This is a genomic window from Wenzhouxiangella sp. XN79A, assembly GCF_012272825.1.
In the GTDB taxonomy this organism is placed as follows: Bacteria; Pseudomonadota; Gammaproteobacteria; order Xanthomonadales; family Wenzhouxiangellaceae.
Genome location: NZ_JAAWWS010000131.1, coordinates 143,964 through 159,551, shown reverse-complemented (window position 1 = coordinate 159,551; position 15,588 = coordinate 143,964). Strand labels below are relative to the sequence as shown.

Sequence of the window (15,588 nt, the reverse complement as noted above, 5' to 3'; positions counted from 1 at the left end):
GGCGCGTCCGGGGTGCGGGATCGTGACGGGAGTCACGAATTCCGGGCGGGTTCTGGCTCCGATCGGGGATTGGAAACCCGGCAGGAATGCTGCTACTATCGCGCTTGGCGGTCTGGAAACAGACCCCGGCGGGGAGTGTGCAAGATACCGAGGGCCCAAGGTGCGACCCGCTGAACGCAATCTTACCGTTGTTGCAACATATTGAAATCGATGACATTCAGGAGTTGGTTCTCATGAGAAACACGAATTCGAAATCCATCCTCGGACGCACGGCCGCCGCGGGCGCTCTGCTGCTGGGCGCAGCATTCGCCGGCCAGGCCGCGATGGCTTGCACGCTCGATAACTGGAGCAGCAACAGCGGTGCTGTGGCTGCGGGTGATCCGCTGACCGACAGCATCGCTCGCTACGCCGGGCTGTGCGGCATGGAGGTTACCGGCGCCGGGTACGTCCAGGACAACAACCCGGGCGGCATCGATCGCATCGTCGCGCGGACCTACTTCTGGGCCGGCAACAGCGACACGGCCGAAATCTACGCAGGCTACGGCGATACCGCTGGCGGCAGCGAGCGGTTCAACGTCACGGTCGACGCCTCCGGTAACGTCACCCTGACCGACACCTCTACGGGGCAGTCCGTGAGCCAGGCCGGCACCAGCAATGCCTGGAACTCGATCGAGATCGACTGGGCGCAGGGCGCCGGTTCTGGCGTTATCTCGCTTTCGGTCAACGGCGCAACCGCGTCCGAGAACACCACGCTCAGCAACGCCGGCACGCAGCTGCAGTCGGTTCGGCTCGGCAACCTGAACACGCATACCGGCACAACGTATTTCGACGCCTACGAGTCGCGTCGCAGCACCGCGGTCGGTCGTCTCTGCAACTGCAACGTCAATGGCGATGCGGATGGAATCGTGAACGTTCAGGACGTGATCCAGATCGTTACCGAAGCAGGTGGCGGTGCACTGGCGAATGGCACGCCGGATTGCAGTCAGGACGGGCAGATCAACGTCCAGGACGTGATCCAGATCGTCACGCTGGCGGGTACGACTGGCGCTTGCCAGGTCACCCAGTAAAGTTCGCCACCATTCCTTAAAGGAGATCCGAATCATGCGCATCAATCATCGAATCCTGGCTGCAGCCGCTGTGGTGGCGCTGTCGGCCGGCGCGGCTCATGCCGACAAGGGAAATGCTTCAGGAAATGACCTGTGGGTTCAGCCCAGCGGTAACGGGTACACAGTGGAATACGTTTCGGACGGTCAGGTCGTTGGCCTGCAGTTCGACGTCAAGGGGATCAAGGTGGCAGAAGGCCAGTTCCAGTGCGGGACCAGCGTTGCGGAAAGCCACATCGCGAACTGCACGATCAACGATGAGGGCAACCTCCGCGTGATCGTGTTCTCGATGGAGAACGCGCCGCTTCCGGACGGTACGCTGGTGACCATCACGGCACCGTCGCGCGACCAGTCCAAGCGCATGGAACTGCGCCAGGCTTCGGCCGATGCAGCACCTGCCGCGCAGTTGGCCGGTGTCGTCCTTGCCGACGCACAGGGTGTGGACATCACGCCGGACCACCTGAAATAACTAGAACACCGATCTCAATCCAGGAGTGAGACTACCCATGTTGTACAAGAAACTTCTTCCGGCAAGCATTGCCGGGGCCGCCCTGCTGGCCTCGGCATCGGCTTTTGCCGACATCAGCATCACCGTTGGCAGCGCTTCCGGCGCCGTTGGCGGTAACGTGGTCGTGACCTACGACTATTCCGCGCTGGACGCCGACGACGTTGCCGGCTACCAGTTCGACATCACTTACGACCCCGCCGCGCTGACGCCGGTCGACGTGAGCACCTGCGGAAACAACATCCCGGCCACGCACTCGGCAACGTGCACCGAGCCGGGTGGCGCGGGGAGCGGAATCATTCGCTCCCTCATTGCCGATCTGGCGTTTCCGATCGACGAAATCACGCCGTTCAACATTGCACCGATCGGCCAGTGGGAGTTCCAGATCAACCAGCCTGGAACGCACACCCTGACGTTCACCAATGCGTCTGGTTCGGATCTGACTGGCGCCCCTGTTGCGATCACCGGTTCCGACGGCCAGATCACCGGTTCGATCACCGGCAATGCCGGCTATGCATCGACGCCGTCCTCGGGCGGTCCGGCGATCAACATCGGCGCGGCACTGGTCGGTGAACTTGCCGATGCCTCCGCGGCCGACATCACGGTCTCCGAAATCGGGGATCAGACCCTCGAAGTCACCGCGTTCCCGCTGACCGGCGCAAACCCCGGTGATTTCACGGTCGTTACGGCGCCGTTCACGATCGCCGACGGTGGTGCGGATGTGCCGGTCGATCTGACCTGTACGCCGACTGCGCGAGGAGCGCGAATTGCTGCGGTCGAGGTGACCAACAACTCGATCAACGAACCGGCACCGCTGTATCAGGTCAGCTGCTCCGGCCTGACCCCGGACGTTACGACCTCGACGGCAAGCATCACGCTGAACGGTCTGACCACCGATGCGGCCGACCCGAGCGACACCGTGACCGTGTCGAACGCCGGTGACGCCTTCAGTGCGCCTGCAGACGTGACTCCGACCCTCGGCGGCGCGAACCCGGGCACGTTCACCGTGACCCCGGCGGGCACGACGACCATTGCCACCGGTGGCAACCAGGTCTACACCGTGTCCTGCGACCGCACTACCGCGGGCAACTTCTCGGCCACGATCGATTTCGACTCCACGGACGCGAATGGCGGCAATGCCGACACCGATAGCGTTACCGTGACCTGCGAAATCCTCGACGAGTTCCCGACCTACACCTCCGATCCGGCCGTCGGCGCTACGCTGGCATTCGGCACGGTGACCAACGGTGTGACCTCGCCGCCGATCGCGATCGACGTCTACAACACCGGTAACGGTTCCGGCACGGCGTCGGAGCTGACCATCGGCCCGGCCAACATCACCGGCCCGGATGCCGGGGCGTTTGCCGTGACGATCAACAACACCGGTCCGTACCCGGTCGTGGGTTCGCCGGACGGCGGTGCCGACATCGAAGTGACCTGCACGCCGCCGGCCGCTGCCGGTGCGCTGACGGCCACGCTGGAAGTGACCAACAACGACACGGCTGCTCCGGTGACCTACCCGCTGACCTGCTCCGGCCAGACCGACGCCGTGTTCGGCTCGAGCCCGGCCGACGGCGGTACGCTGAACCTGGGCGTGGTTCCGCCGGCCACGACCACGCCGGCCGGTGACCTGGTGTTCTCGAACGCCGGTGCCGTCGACAGCTACGACGTGTCCTGCTCCGTGACCGATCCGGATGGCGTGTTCACCTTCACGCCCGACCCGATCAGCTTCACGGTCGGGGCCGGTGCTTCGGAAGCGGCTTCGTTCCAGTGCACGCCGACCGCACCGGGCCTGTTCCAGGCCGAGGTGGCCTGCGAAATCGTCGGTGCCGACGTCGCTGCAGCGAACTTCTTCGTCACCTGTCAGGGCCAGCCGTTGGTCATTCCGACCATGAACCGCTGGGGCCTTCTGCTGATGGCACTGGTCCTGCTCGCCCTGGGCGGGTTGGCCGGCCGTCGCATGATGGCGTAAGCACTACGCTCGGCGTCTGACGCCGAGGTTCGGAAAAGGCCGCCCCCGGGGCGGCCTTTTTCGTTGGTTGGTCACGACCCGATGCGCAGGCGTGGTTCAGCACGGATTCAGACCGCGGGTCTAGAATGGCGGCATGATCAAGACCTCCTTCAAGCAGATCCTGGCCGCCGGGCTGATGGCGACGACCCTGCTGTTCGGCGCCGCCGCGCTGCCGGGCGGCGAAGTCCGCGCCGACTCGCTGCGCGAGGTCGCCGAACGCGTTGCGCGACAGAACGATGCCCGCGTGGTCTCGGCGCGCGAGGTCGAGCGCAACGGCCGGCGGTTCTACGAGATCCGGATCATGACCCGCGACGGTGTGGTCAAGACGATCCGGGTTCCCGCCGACGATCGGAGACGAGACCGATGAGGGTTCTGCTGCTGGAGGACGAGACGGCGCTGCGTGAAACGCTGAGCGAACGACTGAAGCGGGAAGGGTTCGTCGTCGATGCCTGCGGCGAAGGCATCGAAGGGGCCTACATGGCCCAGGAATACCCGATCGACCTGGCGATCGTCGACCTCGGCCTGCCGGGCAAGTCCGGCCTGGACGTGGTCAAGGAACTCAGGCGCGCCGACAAGCGGTATCCGGTGCTCATCCTGACCGCCCGCGATCACTGGGAAGACAAGGTCGAGGCGCTGGAGAACGGCGCCGACGACTACCTGACCAAGCCGTTCCGGACCGAAGAACTGCTGGCCCGGGTCAACGCGCTGTTGCGTCGGGCCGGCGGCCACGCCAGTTCCGACGTGGTGTTCGGCCCGCTCAAGGTCCAGTTGAATTCGCAGAAGGTGACATTGAACGGAGAGCCGCTGGACCTGACCCAGTTCGAATACAAGCTGCTGGCCTATTTCGTGCTCCACCCCGACCAGGTCCTGTCGAAGCTCCAGCTCAACGAGCACCTCTACGAAGACGATGCCGATCCGGATTCGAACGTGATCGAAGTGATTCTCGGACGGCTGCGCCGCAAGCTCGATCCGGACGGCGACTGGAAGCCGATCCAGACGCTTCGTGGCCGGGGCTACCGGTTCAGTCCGGACGCCTGAACCCGCCTCGATGTCCGGGTCCGCTCCGAACACAACGGTCGCCGCGCGGCCGCCCGGCCCCGAGGACGAATCGCCGCGCCGGGCTCCGTCACTGCTGCTGCGTCTTTCCGTTTCGGCGCTGGTCGTTCTGCTGGTCGCGCTCGGCCTGATCGGGCTGGCTGTCCAGCAGGCGTATCGCAGCGCGGCCGAACTGGCCTTGCAGGAACGCCTGGAGGGCGCAGCCTTCCAGGTCCTGGCCGGCATGGATGTCACATCCGACGGGCGCCTGGTCGCGCCGAGCAACCTCGGTGATTCACTGCTTGCCCGACCGGCCTCGGGGCTGTACGCCGGGCTGCGGCTGTCCTCGCCGACCGGTGCGCCGGACTCGTTCCAGCGCTGGCGCTCGCCGTCGACGCTGGGCGTGGACCTGCAGCCGCCGGCGGCTTCGATCGGACGCGGCCAGAGCCGCTTCCTGGCCGCCGGTGAGGACCGATACCATCGCGGCCAGATCGGGCTGGGCTGGGAACTGCCCGACGGCCGGATCGTCGACCTGGTGGTCTGGTCGGCCGAGGACCGCAACCGGATGGACGAGACCCTGGCGCGGTTCGGCAGCGTGCTGTGGCGCTGGCTGGCGCTGGCCGGTGCGATTCTGCTGGTGGCCCTGATCGCACTGCTGGTCCAGCCCCTGCTGGTGCTGCGGCGGGTGGCCGGCGAAGTCGGTGACGTCGAGGCCGGCCGGGCCGACCGGCTGCGCGGGCGCTATCCACGGGAGCTCGAACCGCTGACCGCCAATCTCAACGCGCTGCTCGCGACCGAACGCACGAACGTCGAGCAGTACCGACGCGCGCTGGGCGACCTGGCCCATTCCCTGAAGACACCGCTGGCGGTCATCGGGACCCAGCTCGACGACGACGACGTCGATCTGGAATCGCTGCGCGACACGGTCGAACAGATGCGCCTGCGGGTCCGTGCCGAGCTCGATCGCGCACTGCGCTCGGGACGTCGCACGATGCGCGCCCTGGTCGGCGTGCGGCCAGTGCTGGATCGCGCCATCCGTACGCTCGGCAAGCTCTACCACGACGTCGAGTTCGAGCTCGACGTGGCCGAGGGCCTGGCCGCCAACGTCGAGGAGCGCGACCTGCTGGAGCTGGTCGGCAATCTGGCCGAGAACGCCGCCAAGTACGGCGCGGCCCGGGTCCGGGTCCAGGCGCGCCAGGGCACCGCCAGCCTGCGTCGACGCGGTCTGCAGATCGATGTCGACGACGACGGACCGGGCATGGACGCCGAGGAGTTCGAGCGGATGCTCCAGCGCGGCGTCCGCGGCGACCAGCGCGACCGGCAGCGGGTCGAAGGGCAGGGTCTGGGGCTGGCCATCGTCGAACGGATCGTGTCCGGGTATGATGGCCGGGTGACCGCCGGTCGCTCCCCGCTGGGCGGTCTGCGCGTGACGCTGGACCTGCCCCCCGAAGCCCGAGCCAAGGACGCCGAATGAGCGAGAACCACAAGGCCCTCGACCGGATCCTGGAGGTCATGGATCGGCTGCGTGATCCGGTGTCGGGCTGCCCCTGGGACCTCGAGCAGGATTTCCGGAGCATCGCGCCGTACACCATCGAGGAAGCCCACGAAGTCGCCGATGCGATCGAGAGCGGCGATCTCGAGCACGTCCGTGACGAGCTCGGTGACCTGCTGTTCCAGGTGGTGTTCCATGCCCGGCTGGGTCGCGAGGCCGGCGCCTTCGGGTTCGCCGAGGTGGCCAACGGCATCGCCGACAAGTTGATCCGCCGACACCCGCACGTGTTCGGCGATGCGCCACGCATGGATGCCGACGAGCAGACCGCGAACTGGGAAGCGATCAAGGAGCAGGAGCGGGCCGCGGGCGGCGCGCAGAGCGCGCTCGACGGCGTGTCCGGCGGCCTGCCGCCGCTGCGCCGGGCCGTCAAGCTGCAGAAGCGCGCCGGCCGGGTCGGCTTCGACTGGCCGGACATCGAGCCGGTGCTCGCCAAGATCCGCGAGGAGCTCGACGAACTGGAGGCCGAGCTCGACCCGGCCGACCGCGACCGGCTCGAGGACGAGCTCGGCGACGTGCTGTTCGCGGTGGCCAACCTGGCCCGCAAGCTCGACCTCGACCCCGACGCCGCGCTGCGCCGGACCAACCACAAGTTCGAGCGTCGCTTCCGCGCGATGGAAGCCGCCGCCGAGGCCGAGGGGCGCCCGCTCGCCGAGCGGACCCTCGACGAGCAGGAAGCGGTCTACCAGCGCGTCAAGGCCGACACCGGATGAGCCGGTCCGGCTTCCGCGGTCGGCGCCTGCCTGCTATACTTCGGCGCTTCGTTCGAGCGGGCCGTTAGCTCAAGTGGTAGAGCACCGGGCTTTTAACCCGTTGGTTGAAGGTTCGAGTCCTTCACGGCCCACCATTTCCTCGGACGATCTCCCCCGTAGCGGCCCCGCGCCGAACCCGCCGTCCCGACCGGTGCGATCGCCGCAGCGCGGCGTTCATCCGCGATTGGCCGGACTCGTTCTGCGCCACCGCCGCCACCGCTGGGCCGCACCGATCCACGCCGGCAGCCGTGCCGCCTTCGACGAGGTGCTGCGCTGGCGCGACCCCTCTAGGCCGCTGATCCTGGACTCCGGCTGCGGCACCGGCGCGTCGACGGCGCTGCTGGCCCGCCGTCATCCCGACGCACAGGTGCTCGGCATCGACCGCTCGGCGCACCGCCTGGCGCGCGCGCCGCGGACCGGTGCTGCGGTCCTGCTGGCGCGGGCCCGGCTGGAAGACGCCTGGCGCCTGCTGCTCGAGGCCCGCCTGCGGCCGGCCCGGCACTATCTGCTGTACCCGAACCCGTCGCCCAAGCCCGGCCAGGTCGGCCGGCGCTGGCCCGCCCACCCGGTGTTTCCGACGCTGGTGGCGCTGGGCGGCGTGCTTACCGTGCGGTCGAACTGGCGGATCTACCTCGACGAATGCGCGCATGCGCTGTCGCTGCATGGCCGCGCGGCGGCCCCGGTGGTATCGTTCGAGGCCGACGCGCCGCTGACGCCGTTCGAGCGAAAGTACGCGGCAAGTGGACATACCCTGTACGACCTGACCCTCAGTCTTGACCTGGACCCACTGGAGAACCCCCATGCACAACCGTACCCCGGCTCATGATCGGGCCCTGTTCCGCGCCGCCGGCGCGCTGATGGCCGGCCTGGTGCTGGCCGCACCGGCGCTGGCCGACGACCGCCTGCGCGCCGTCGTCGACGACGATGCCCGTCCGGCCGCCGAGAAGGCCCGGGACGATGCCCGCAATCCGTACGAGACGCTGACCTTCTTCGGCATCCAGCCGGACATGACGGTGGTCGAGCTCGCCCCCAGCGGCGGCTGGTACACCGAGATTCTCGCGCCGTACCTGGCCGAGCAGGGCCAGTACGTGGCCGGCCACTTCGACCTGAGCATCGATGACCCGCCCGGATACTTCGAGCCGGCCATGGCTGCCTGGCGCGAACGGGTGGCCGATGTCGAGCGCTTCGGCGAGCCGGTGGTGGTGCCGTTCCATCCGCCGAAGACGACGGACCTCGGTCCCGCCGGTTCGGCCGACATGGTGCTGTCGTTCCGCAGCGTGCACGGCTGGAAGCGCGACGGGGTGTTCGATGAGGTCCTGCAGGCCGCGCGCGATGTGCTCAAGCCCGGCGGGACCTTCGGCATCGTCGGTCACCGCATGCCCGAAGACGCCGACGACAGCCGGTTCAACGGCTACGTCAAGTCGAGCTGGGTCGTGGCCCGCGCCGAGGCCAACGGCTTCCGGCTGGTCGACTCCAGCGAGGTCAACGCCAACCCGGCCGACACGGCCGATCATCCGAACGGCGTCTGGACCCTGCCGCCCGGGCTGAACGTGCCCGAAGGCGAGGACCCGGCCGGCTACGAGGCGATCGGCGAAAGCGACCGCTTCACGCTGAAGTTCGAGCGCCGCTGAGGCCGCGGACCGTTCAGTACCCCCGGACGCGGTCGACCGCGTCCGGGGGCGGCGCGCCGCGCTCGACGCAGCGCCACTGGGCCAGCGCCAGCTCGGCCGCCTCGCGCGGATCGGTCAGCGCGGCGACGTGCGGCGTGACCACCACGTCGGGATGGCGCCGGAACGGGTGATCGTCCGGCAGCGGCTCGGTCTCGAACACGTCCAGCACCGCGCGCCCGGGTCGGCCGGCATCGAGCGCGGCCAGCAGGTCGTGTTCGATCACGTGAGCACCGCGACCGACGTTGATCAGCAGGCTGTCGGCGGGCAGCGCGGCCAGCAGTCGGGCATCGATGATCCCGCGCGTGGCGGCGGTCAGCGGCAGCAGGTTGATCAGCACGTCCGAGCGCCCGGCCAGTCGAACGAGTCCGTCGTCGCCGCACTCGACCGGTAGGCCGTCGTCGGCCCGGCCGGAGCGGTTCCAGCCGGCCACCTCGAGGTCCAGCGACCGGAACGCCTGGGCGGCGCGCCGGCCCATCCGGCCCAGGCCCAGCAGCCCGATCCGCGGTGCCGGCCGGGGCGGCCGCGGCCGCCAGCTGCGGTCGTGGCGCTGTTCGTCGAGCCGTTTCCACCAGTCCACCGTCATCGCGACCAGGTAGGCGGCCAGGTCGGCGGCCAGTCGCGGACCGGCCAGCCGGGTCACCGGAACGGTCTCCGGCAGGTCCGGGCGGTCGACCAGGGCATCGACACCGGCGCCGAGCGAGGCCACCGTGCAGAGCGCCGGCAGGTCGCCGAACACGCCGGCCGGCGCATTCCAGGCCAGCGCGAAGCGGATCGCAGCGGCGTCGCCCAGCTGCGGCCAGACGCGCAGGTCCAGCCCCGGCTCGAGCCGTCTCAGTTCGGCTTCCAGCGCGCGGGTGTCGCGACCCGGCGCGATGATCAGGAACGCCATGGCAGTCGGCCTCCGGTCTCGTTGATCGTTCACTGTACCCGGCCGCGGCGCACGGGCGGTCGATGTGCCTTCGATGTGAAGCCCCGAGTCGTTACCAACGAAGCGCGGTGGCCACGGGCATGACGATTTCATGACGGCGCCGGCCGGGCCCGGACAGGCCGAAATCGGGCCGGGTAGAATACCTCGCAGTCACGCGTCTCGAGGACAAGCTCCATGACCCGCAGCGCCATCGAAACGGTGGTCTTTCCCGTGGCCGGTCTCGGCACCCGGTTCCTGCCGGCGACCAAGGCCAGCCCGAAGGAAATGCTCCCGATCGTCGACAAGCCGCTGATCCAGTACGCAGTGGAAGAAGCGATCGCGGCCGGGGCCCGGACCCTGGTGTTCGTCACCGGCCGCACCAAGCGCGCGCTGGAGGACCATTTCGACATGGCCTACGAGCTCGAAACCGAGCTGGCCCAGCGCGGCAAGCAGGACCTGCTCGATACCGTGCGCGGCGTGCTGCCGGAGGGCATCCACTGCGTCTACGTACGCCAGCGCGAAGCGCTCGGCCTCGGCCACGCGGTGCTGTGCGCGCGGCCGCTGGTCGGCGACAAGCCGTTCGGGGTGATCCTGGCCGACGACCTGATCGAGGCCGGCGACCGACCGGTGATGATGCAGCTGGCCGAACGCTACGCGGCCACCGGCCGCTCGGTGATCAGCGTCGAGGCGGTCGAGCCGTCGCGCACCCAGCACTACGGCGTGGTCGATATCGAGGCCGAGTCCGGCGAACGGTTCCATTCGGTGCGCGGCATCGTCGAGAAGCCGGCACCCGAGGACGCGCCCTCGAACCTGGCCGTGGTCGGTCGCTACATCCTTACCCCGCGGATCTTCCAGCTGCTCGAAACCACCGCGCCGGATCATCGCGGCGAGATCCAGCTGACCGACGCGATCGCCTCGCTGATCGACGAGCAGGGCGTGGACTGCCTCGAGTTCGAGGGCACTCATTACGACTGCGGCAGCAAGCTCGGCTACCTCCGGGCCACCGTCGACTATGCGCTGAACCACCCCGAGCTGGGCGCGGACTTTGCCGCCTTCCTGCGCGATCGCGAGGTGAGCGCATGAGCACCGATGCCGATTGCCGGCTGACCCATCTCGAGGCACTGGAAGCGGAGTCCGTCCACATCATCCGCGAGGTCGCGGCCACGGCCCAGCGCCCGGTCATGCTGTACTCGATCGGCAAGGACTCTGCGGTCATGCTGCACCTGGCGCGCAAGGCCTTCGCGCCGGGCCGGCTGCCGTTTTCGCTGCTCAACATCGATACGACCTGGAAGTTCCAGGAGGTCTACGCGTTCCGCGACCGGGTCGCGGCCGAAGACGACATCGAACTGATCACGCACCGCAACGTCGAGGGGCTGGAGCAGGGCATCAACCCGATCGACCACAGCCCGGGTGTCCATACCGACGTGCTGAAGACCCAGGCGCTCAAACAGGCCTTGACCAGGTACCGGGTCGACGCGGCATTCGGCGGCGCGCGGCGCGACGAGGAGCGGTCGCGGGCCAAGGAGCGGGTGTTCTCGTTCCGCGATCGGCATCACCGCTGGGATCCGAAGAACCAGCGGCCGGAACTCTGGAACCTGTACAACGGCCGGGTCGCCGACGGCGAGAGCATCCGGGTGTTCCCGCTGTCGAACTGGACCGAGCTCGACGTCTGGCAGTACATCCACCTCGAGAACATCCCGGTGCCGTCGCTGTATTTCGCCGACGAGCGCCCGGTCGTCGATCGCAACGGCATGCTGATCGTCGTCGACGACGACCGGCTGCCGCTGGAGCCGGGGGAAACGCCGCGGATGGAACGCGTGCGCTTCCGCACACTGGGTTGCTACCCGCTGACCGGCGCGATCCGCTCCGAGGCCGCCACGCTGCCGGACATCATCCACGAGATGCTGGTCGCACGCTCCTCCGAGCGTCAGGGCCGCGCGATCGACCACGACGCCGCCTCGTCGATGGAACAGAAGAAGCAGCAGGGATACTTCTGACATGACCGAGTTCGACATCCACGCCTACCTCGAGCAGCACCGCGGCAAGGACCTGCTGCGCTTCATCACCTGCGGCTCGGTCGACGACGGCAAGTCGACGCTGATCGGTCGGCTGCTGTTCGATACCCAGCAGGTGTTCGAGGACCAGCTGGCCGCCGTCGAACGCGACTCGCGCAAGTACGGCACGACCGGTGATGCGCCGGACCTGGCGCTGCTGGTCGACGGCCTCCAGGCCGAGCGTGAGCAGGGCATCACGATCGACGTCGCCTACCGCTATTTCACCACCGAGTCGCGCAAGTTCATCATCGCCGACACCCCCGGCCACGAGCAGTACACCCGCAACATGGTGACCGGGGCCTCGACTGCGCGCGCGGCGGTGGTGCTGGTCGACGCCACCCGCGGCATGCAGGTCCAGACGCGTCGACACAGCTACCTGGTCCACCTGCTCGGCATCGAGCAGGTGCTCGTCGCGGTCAACAAGATGGACGCCGTCGACCACGATCGCGCCACCTTCGAGGCGATCGAACGCGACTACGAGGACTTCGCGCGCCAGCTCGGCATCGCGCACTACCGCTGCGTGCCGGTCAGCGCGCTGACCGGCGCCAACGTGACCCGGCCGTCGGAGTCGATGACCTGGTACGACGGTCCGAGCGTGCTCGAGTGGCTGGAGTCCGTGCCGGCCGGCGGCGGTGACGATTCGCGGCGGCCGATGCGATTCCCGGTCCAGTACGTCAACCGCAGCCGATCCGATTTCCGCGGCTTCTGCGGCCAGCTGGCCGGCGGATGCGTGGCGCCCGGCGATCCGGTCGTGGTCCTGCCATCGGGCCGGCGCAGCGAGGTGGCCGAGGTGCTGTTGCACGGGCGTGCCGTCGATCGGGGCGTGGCCGGACAGTCGCTGACCCTGACCCTGGCCGACGAGATCGACGTCTCTCGCGGCGACATGCTGGTCCACGCCGAGCAGCTGCCGCGCGTCGGCGATTGCTTCGACGCGCGGGTGGTCTGGATGCACGACCGGCCGATGCTGCCGGGCCGGCAGTACGACATGAAGCTGGCCGCCACCGAGCTGCCGGCAACGCCGGAGGCCATCCATCACCGCATCGACGTCAATACCCTCGAACACCAGCCGGCCGAGCAGCTCGCGCTCAACGAGATCGGTCATTGCCGCATCCGCACCGGCCGCGCGCTGGCCTTCGACGCCTACCACTCACAGCCCGGCAGCGGTGCGTTCATCCTGGTCGACCGGGTCAGCAACCTGACCGTCGGCGCCGGGATGATCGTCCGTCCGGTCACCGACGCGCTGACCGACAAGTCCGAGAACGTGACCTGGCACCGCCAGAGCGTCGACAAGCGCTCGCGCGCGGCCCAGAAGGCGCAGCGGCCGGCCGTGCTGTGGTTCACCGGGCTGTCCGGCGCCGGCAAATCGACCGTGGCCAACGCGCTGGAGCAGGCGCTGTTCCAGCGCGGGCACCACAGTTATCTGCTCGACGGCGACAACGTCCGCCACGGGCTCAATCGCGACCTGGGCTTCACCGACGAGGACCGGGTCGAGAACATCCGGCGGATCGGCGAAGTCGCCCGGCTGATGGCCGACGCCGGCCTGGTCGTGCTGTCGGCGTTCATTTCGCCGTTCCGGGCCGATCGTGCGCTGGTCCGCGAGCTGATGGAAGACGGCGAGTTCATCGAGATCCACGTCGACGCGCCGCTGGAGGTCTGCGAATCGCGTGACCCCAAGGGCCTGTATGCCAAGGCGCGGGCCGGCGTGATCCGCAACTTCACCGGCATCGATTCACCGTACGAAGCCCCGGAAGAGCCCGAAATCGTGGTCGATACCGCTGAACTCAGCGTCGACGAGTGCGTCGAAGAGCTGCTGGCCTACCTGAAACGTCGCGGCATCCTGATCGGCTGAAGCCCGCCGCGGTCGGCCGATTCCCTTCTTTCCCTGGAGCGCGAGTTCATGGCGCGAGGTACCGAAGCCGTCATCGATGTTGCAGCGCTGGCCCGCAACCTCGATCGGGTGCGGGGCTGGGCCGGCGAGGCGCGGGTGATGGCCGTGGTCAAGGCCGATGCCTACGGCCACGGACTGGAGCGTTGCCTGCCGGCGCTGGTCGAGGCCGACCTGCTGGCGGTGGCCACGCTCGACGAGGCCCGTGCGATCCGTGCGCTGGATCCGCGCACCCCGGTATTGCTGCTCGAGGGCGTGATGGCGGCCGAAGAGCTGCCGGTGGTCGACGCGCTGGCGCTGGAAATGGTCGTGCATTCGCCGGAGCAACTGCACTGGATCGAAGCCGCCGGCGGCTCGCCCGGGCCGCGGGTCTGGCTGAAGCTCGACAGCGGCATGCACCGACTGGGTTTCGCGCTGGAGGCGGCCGAGGCGGCCTATCGCCGCCTGCACGCGCTGCCCGGCGTGGAGACGGTCGTGCTGATGACCCACTTCGCCTGCGCCGATGACCCCGAGGGCGCGATGACCGACCACCAGCTGGCGGCCTTCGACGCCGCCGTGGCCGGCCTGGACGGCCCGCATTGCGTGGCCAACAGCGCCGCGCTGCTGACCCGCCCCGGTGCACGTCGCGACTGGGTCCGGGCCGGGTTGCTGCCCTACGGGGTCTCGCCGCTGGCCGATCGCGACGGTCCCGAGCTCGGCCTCGATCCGGTCATGACGCTGGAATCCCGGCTGATCTCGGTACGCGACGTGCCGGCCGGCGACGCGGTCGGCTACGGCGCGCGCTACCGCGCCGCGCGCGACGTGCGGATCGGCGTGGCCGCGATCGGCTACGGCGACGGCTATCCGCGCAACCTGCCGGACGGCACGCCGGTGCTGGTCAACGGGCGGCGCCAGGCGCTGGCCGGCCGGGTCTCGATGGATATGGCCACGGTCGACCTCGCCGGTCAGCCGGATGCCGCCGTCGGCGACCCGGTGGTGCTGTGGGGCCGGGGGCTTCCGGTCGAAGAAATTGCGCGCGCCGCCGGAACCATCCCGTACGAGCTGGTCTGCCGCGTCACGCGCCGGGTCCGCTACCGCGAAATCCCGTACTTGCGCAGCGCCGCGCGCAGCTGATCGTAGCTCAGCCCCAGCCGCGCGGCCGTGCGCTTCTGGTGGTGGCCGCATTCGGACAGCGCCTGTTCGATCCAGCGCTGTTCCTGTTCGGCCAGCCAGGCCTTGAGGTCCTCGGGCGGCCGCGTCGGGGTGGCGTTCGGATCGACGAAGGCCGGCCGCCACGGCGATTCGAACGGGTCGAACTGCAGCGCGTCGATCCGCTGGTCGGCCGACTCCAGTCGATACACCGCGCGTTCGATCACGTTCTTCAATTCGCGCACGTTGCCCGGCCAGGGCCAGTGCAGCAGCTGTTCGACGGCGGTGGCGGTGAACCCGGCGAACAGCGCCCGGCCGAGTTCGCGGCTCATCCGGATCGCGAAGTGCTCGGCCAGCGGCACGATGTCGTCGGCGCGTTCGCGCAGCGGTGGCAGCGTGATCACGTCGAACGACAGCCGGTCCAGCAGGTCGGCGCGGAAGCGGCCGGCCCGGGCCAGCGCCGGCAGGTCCTCGTTGGTGGCGCCGATCACGCGAACGTCGATCTGCCTGGTCTGTGAACTGCCGAGTCGCTCGAACTCGCCGTACTCGATGATGCGCAGGATCTTTTCCTGCACGGCCGGGGCCGTGGTGGCCAGTTCGTCGAGCACCAGGGTGCCGCCGTCGGCCTGTTCGAAGCGGCCGATCCGGGTCCGGGCCGCGTCGGTGAAGGCGCCGGCCTCGTGGCCGAACAATTCCGATTCGAGCAGGGCGGGGCTGATCGCCGCGCAGTTGAGCTTGACCAGCGGCTGGTCCCAGCGCGGCGACAGGAAATGGACCCGCTCGGCGATCAGTTCCTTGCCGGTGCCGCGCTCGCCGACGATCAGCAGCGGGCGGTCGAGACGGGCCGCCTTCGAGGCGCGCTCCAGCACCGACAGGAAGGCGCCGGACTCGCCGATCAGGGGTTGCTCTTCGCGCTGCACGCCGGGGCGCTCCGCATCAAGGATCGCAGTCATTGTACGGCGGCCCGGGCCGGTTCCCCGCGGCCGCTT

At 68.8% G+C, this 15,588-nt stretch carries 15 protein-coding genes and 1 tRNA gene; 14 read left to right on the top strand and 2 right to left on the bottom strand.

Going from position 1 to position 15,588, the window contains the following annotated elements; all coding sequences use genetic code 11:
• Nucleotides 1–233 precede the first annotated feature (233 nt).
• The 10 genes from HFP89_RS02935 to HFP89_RS02890 all read left to right on the top strand — a co-directional run bounded on the left by HFP89_RS02935 (nt 234) and on the right by HFP89_RS02890 (nt 8,586).
• Entirely contained in the window at nt 234–1,067 is an 834-nt protein-coding gene (locus HFP89_RS02935; protein WP_168716144.1) for a hypothetical protein, read from the top strand.
• 34 nt (nt 1,068–1,101) lie between these two features.
• Nucleotides 1,102–1,572: a hypothetical protein gene (locus HFP89_RS02930; protein ID WP_168716143.1), complete on the top strand. Its 471-nt coding sequence runs from the start codon at nt 1,102–1,104 to the stop codon at nt 1,570–1,572.
• A 37-nt stretch (nt 1,573–1,609) separates the two neighbouring features.
• A complete protein-coding gene (locus HFP89_RS02925) occupies nt 1,610–3,580 on the top strand; it encodes a choice-of-anchor D domain-containing protein (RefSeq protein ID WP_168716142.1) in 1,971 nt (656 codons plus the stop codon).
• Nucleotides 3,581–3,713: 133 nt separating this feature from the next.
• Nucleotides 3,714–3,986 carry a hypothetical protein gene (locus HFP89_RS02920; RefSeq protein ID WP_168716141.1) on the top strand — a complete coding sequence of 91 codons (273 nt, stop codon included), beginning with the start codon at nt 3,714–3,716 and terminating at the stop codon, nt 3,984–3,986.
• The gene (locus tag HFP89_RS02915) at nt 3,983–4,657 is read left to right on the top strand and encodes a response regulator transcription factor (RefSeq protein WP_168716140.1); all 675 of its coding nucleotides are present in this window, start codon (nt 3,983–3,985) and stop codon (nt 4,655–4,657) included. The genes HFP89_RS02920 and HFP89_RS02915 overlap by 4 nt, the downstream gene beginning before the upstream one ends.
• Before the next feature lie 10 nt (nt 4,658–4,667).
• On the top strand, nt 4,668–6,128 hold the full coding sequence (locus HFP89_RS02910; RefSeq protein WP_168716139.1) for an ATP-binding protein: 1,461 nt from the start codon (nt 4,668–4,670) through the stop codon (nt 6,126–6,128).
• Nucleotides 6,125–6,916: a nucleoside triphosphate pyrophosphohydrolase gene (gene mazG, locus HFP89_RS02905; RefSeq protein ID WP_168716138.1), complete on the top strand. Its 792-nt coding sequence runs from the start codon at nt 6,125–6,127 to the stop codon at nt 6,914–6,916. The genes HFP89_RS02910 and mazG overlap by 4 nt, the downstream gene beginning before the upstream one ends.
• Nucleotides 6,917–6,974: 58 nt before the next feature.
• A tRNA-Lys gene (locus HFP89_RS02900) sits at nt 6,975–7,050 on the top strand.
• Between the two features lie 89 nt (nt 7,051–7,139).
• Nucleotides 7,140–7,781 (top strand): methyltransferase domain-containing protein, encoded by a 642-nt coding sequence (locus HFP89_RS02895; protein ID WP_168716137.1) that lies wholly within the window; start codon nt 7,140–7,142, stop codon nt 7,779–7,781.
• Entirely contained in the window at nt 7,756–8,586 is an 831-nt protein-coding gene (locus HFP89_RS02890; protein ID WP_168716136.1) for a class I SAM-dependent methyltransferase, read from the top strand. Before HFP89_RS02895 ends, HFP89_RS02890 begins: the two co-directional genes overlap by 26 nt.
• 13 nt (nt 8,587–8,599) lie before the next feature.
• On the opposite strand, the gene HFP89_RS02885 is transcribed toward HFP89_RS02890, so the two are convergent.
• Entirely contained in the window at nt 8,600–9,514 is a 915-nt protein-coding gene (locus tag HFP89_RS02885; protein ID WP_168716135.1) for an NAD(P)-dependent oxidoreductase, read from the bottom strand.
• Nucleotides 9,515–9,727: 213 nt separating this feature from the next.
• On the opposite strand from HFP89_RS02885, the gene galU reads away from it, so the two are divergent.
• The 4 genes from galU to alr are packed head-to-tail and all read left to right on the top strand — an operon-like array spanning nt 9,728 to nt 14,584.
• Entirely contained in the window at nt 9,728–10,615 is an 888-nt protein-coding gene (gene galU / locus HFP89_RS02880; protein ID WP_168716134.1) for a UTP--glucose-1-phosphate uridylyltransferase GalU, read from the top strand.
• Entirely contained in the window at nt 10,612–11,529 is a 918-nt protein-coding gene (gene cysD / locus HFP89_RS02875) for a sulfate adenylyltransferase subunit CysD (protein ID WP_168716133.1), read from the top strand. Before galU ends, cysD begins: the two co-directional genes overlap by 4 nt.
• Before the next feature lies 1 nt (nt 11,530).
• Nucleotides 11,531–13,435, top strand: coding sequence for a sulfate adenylyltransferase subunit CysN (gene cysN / locus HFP89_RS02870; RefSeq protein WP_168716132.1), 1,905 nt, complete (start codon nt 11,531–11,533; stop codon nt 13,433–13,435).
• A gap of 48 nt (nt 13,436–13,483) precedes the next feature.
• Nucleotides 13,484–14,584 carry an alanine racemase gene (gene alr, locus HFP89_RS02865; protein WP_168716131.1) on the top strand — a complete coding sequence of 367 codons (1,101 nt, stop codon included), beginning with the start codon at nt 13,484–13,486 and terminating at the stop codon, nt 14,582–14,584.
• On the opposite strand, the gene HFP89_RS02860 is transcribed toward alr, so the two are convergent.
• The gene (locus tag HFP89_RS02860; protein WP_168716130.1) at nt 14,542–15,552 is read right to left on the bottom strand and encodes a sigma 54-interacting transcriptional regulator; all 1,011 of its coding nucleotides are present in this window, start codon (nt 15,550–15,552) and stop codon (nt 14,542–14,544) included. The genes alr and HFP89_RS02860 overlap by 43 nt on opposite strands.
• Between the last annotated feature and the right edge of the window lie 36 nt (nt 15,553–15,588).

Excerpts from the sequence above, each read along its gene's own strand:
- HFP89_RS02935 (WP_168716144.1), top strand. The coding sequence starts at position 234 with ATGAGAAACACGAATTCGAAATCCATCCTCGGACGCACGGCCGCCGCG.
- HFP89_RS02930 (WP_168716143.1), top strand. The coding sequence starts at position 1,102 with ATGCGCATCAATCATCGAATCCTGGCTGCAGCCGCTGTGGTGGCGCTG.
- HFP89_RS02925 (WP_168716142.1), top strand. The coding sequence starts at position 1,610 with ATGTTGTACAAGAAACTTCTTCCGGCAAGCATTGCCGGGGCCGCCCTG.
- HFP89_RS02920 (WP_168716141.1), top strand. The coding sequence starts at position 3,714 with ATGATCAAGACCTCCTTCAAGCAGATCCTGGCCGCCGGGCTGATGGCG.
- HFP89_RS02915 (WP_168716140.1), top strand. The coding sequence starts at position 3,983 with ATGAGGGTTCTGCTGCTGGAGGACGAGACGGCGCTGCGTGAAACGCTG.
- HFP89_RS02910 (WP_168716139.1), top strand. The coding sequence starts at position 4,668 with ATGTCCGGGTCCGCTCCGAACACAACGGTCGCCGCGCGGCCGCCCGGC.
- mazG (WP_168716138.1), top strand. The coding sequence starts at position 6,125 with ATGAGCGAGAACCACAAGGCCCTCGACCGGATCCTGGAGGTCATGGAT.
- HFP89_RS02890 (WP_168716136.1), top strand. The coding sequence starts at position 7,756 with ATGCACAACCGTACCCCGGCTCATGATCGGGCCCTGTTCCGCGCCGCC.
- HFP89_RS02885 (WP_168716135.1), bottom strand. The coding sequence starts at position 9,514 with ATGGCGTTCCTGATCATCGCGCCGGGTCGCGACACCCGCGCGCTGGAA.
- galU (WP_168716134.1), top strand. The coding sequence starts at position 9,728 with ATGACCCGCAGCGCCATCGAAACGGTGGTCTTTCCCGTGGCCGGTCTC.
- cysD (WP_168716133.1), top strand. The coding sequence starts at position 10,612 with ATGAGCACCGATGCCGATTGCCGGCTGACCCATCTCGAGGCACTGGAA.
- cysN (WP_168716132.1), top strand. The coding sequence starts at position 11,531 with ATGACCGAGTTCGACATCCACGCCTACCTCGAGCAGCACCGCGGCAAG.
- alr (WP_168716131.1), top strand. The coding sequence starts at position 13,484 with ATGGCGCGAGGTACCGAAGCCGTCATCGATGTTGCAGCGCTGGCCCGC.
- HFP89_RS02860 (WP_168716130.1), bottom strand. The coding sequence starts at position 15,552 with ATGACTGCGATCCTTGATGCGGAGCGCCCCGGCGTGCAGCGCGAAGAG.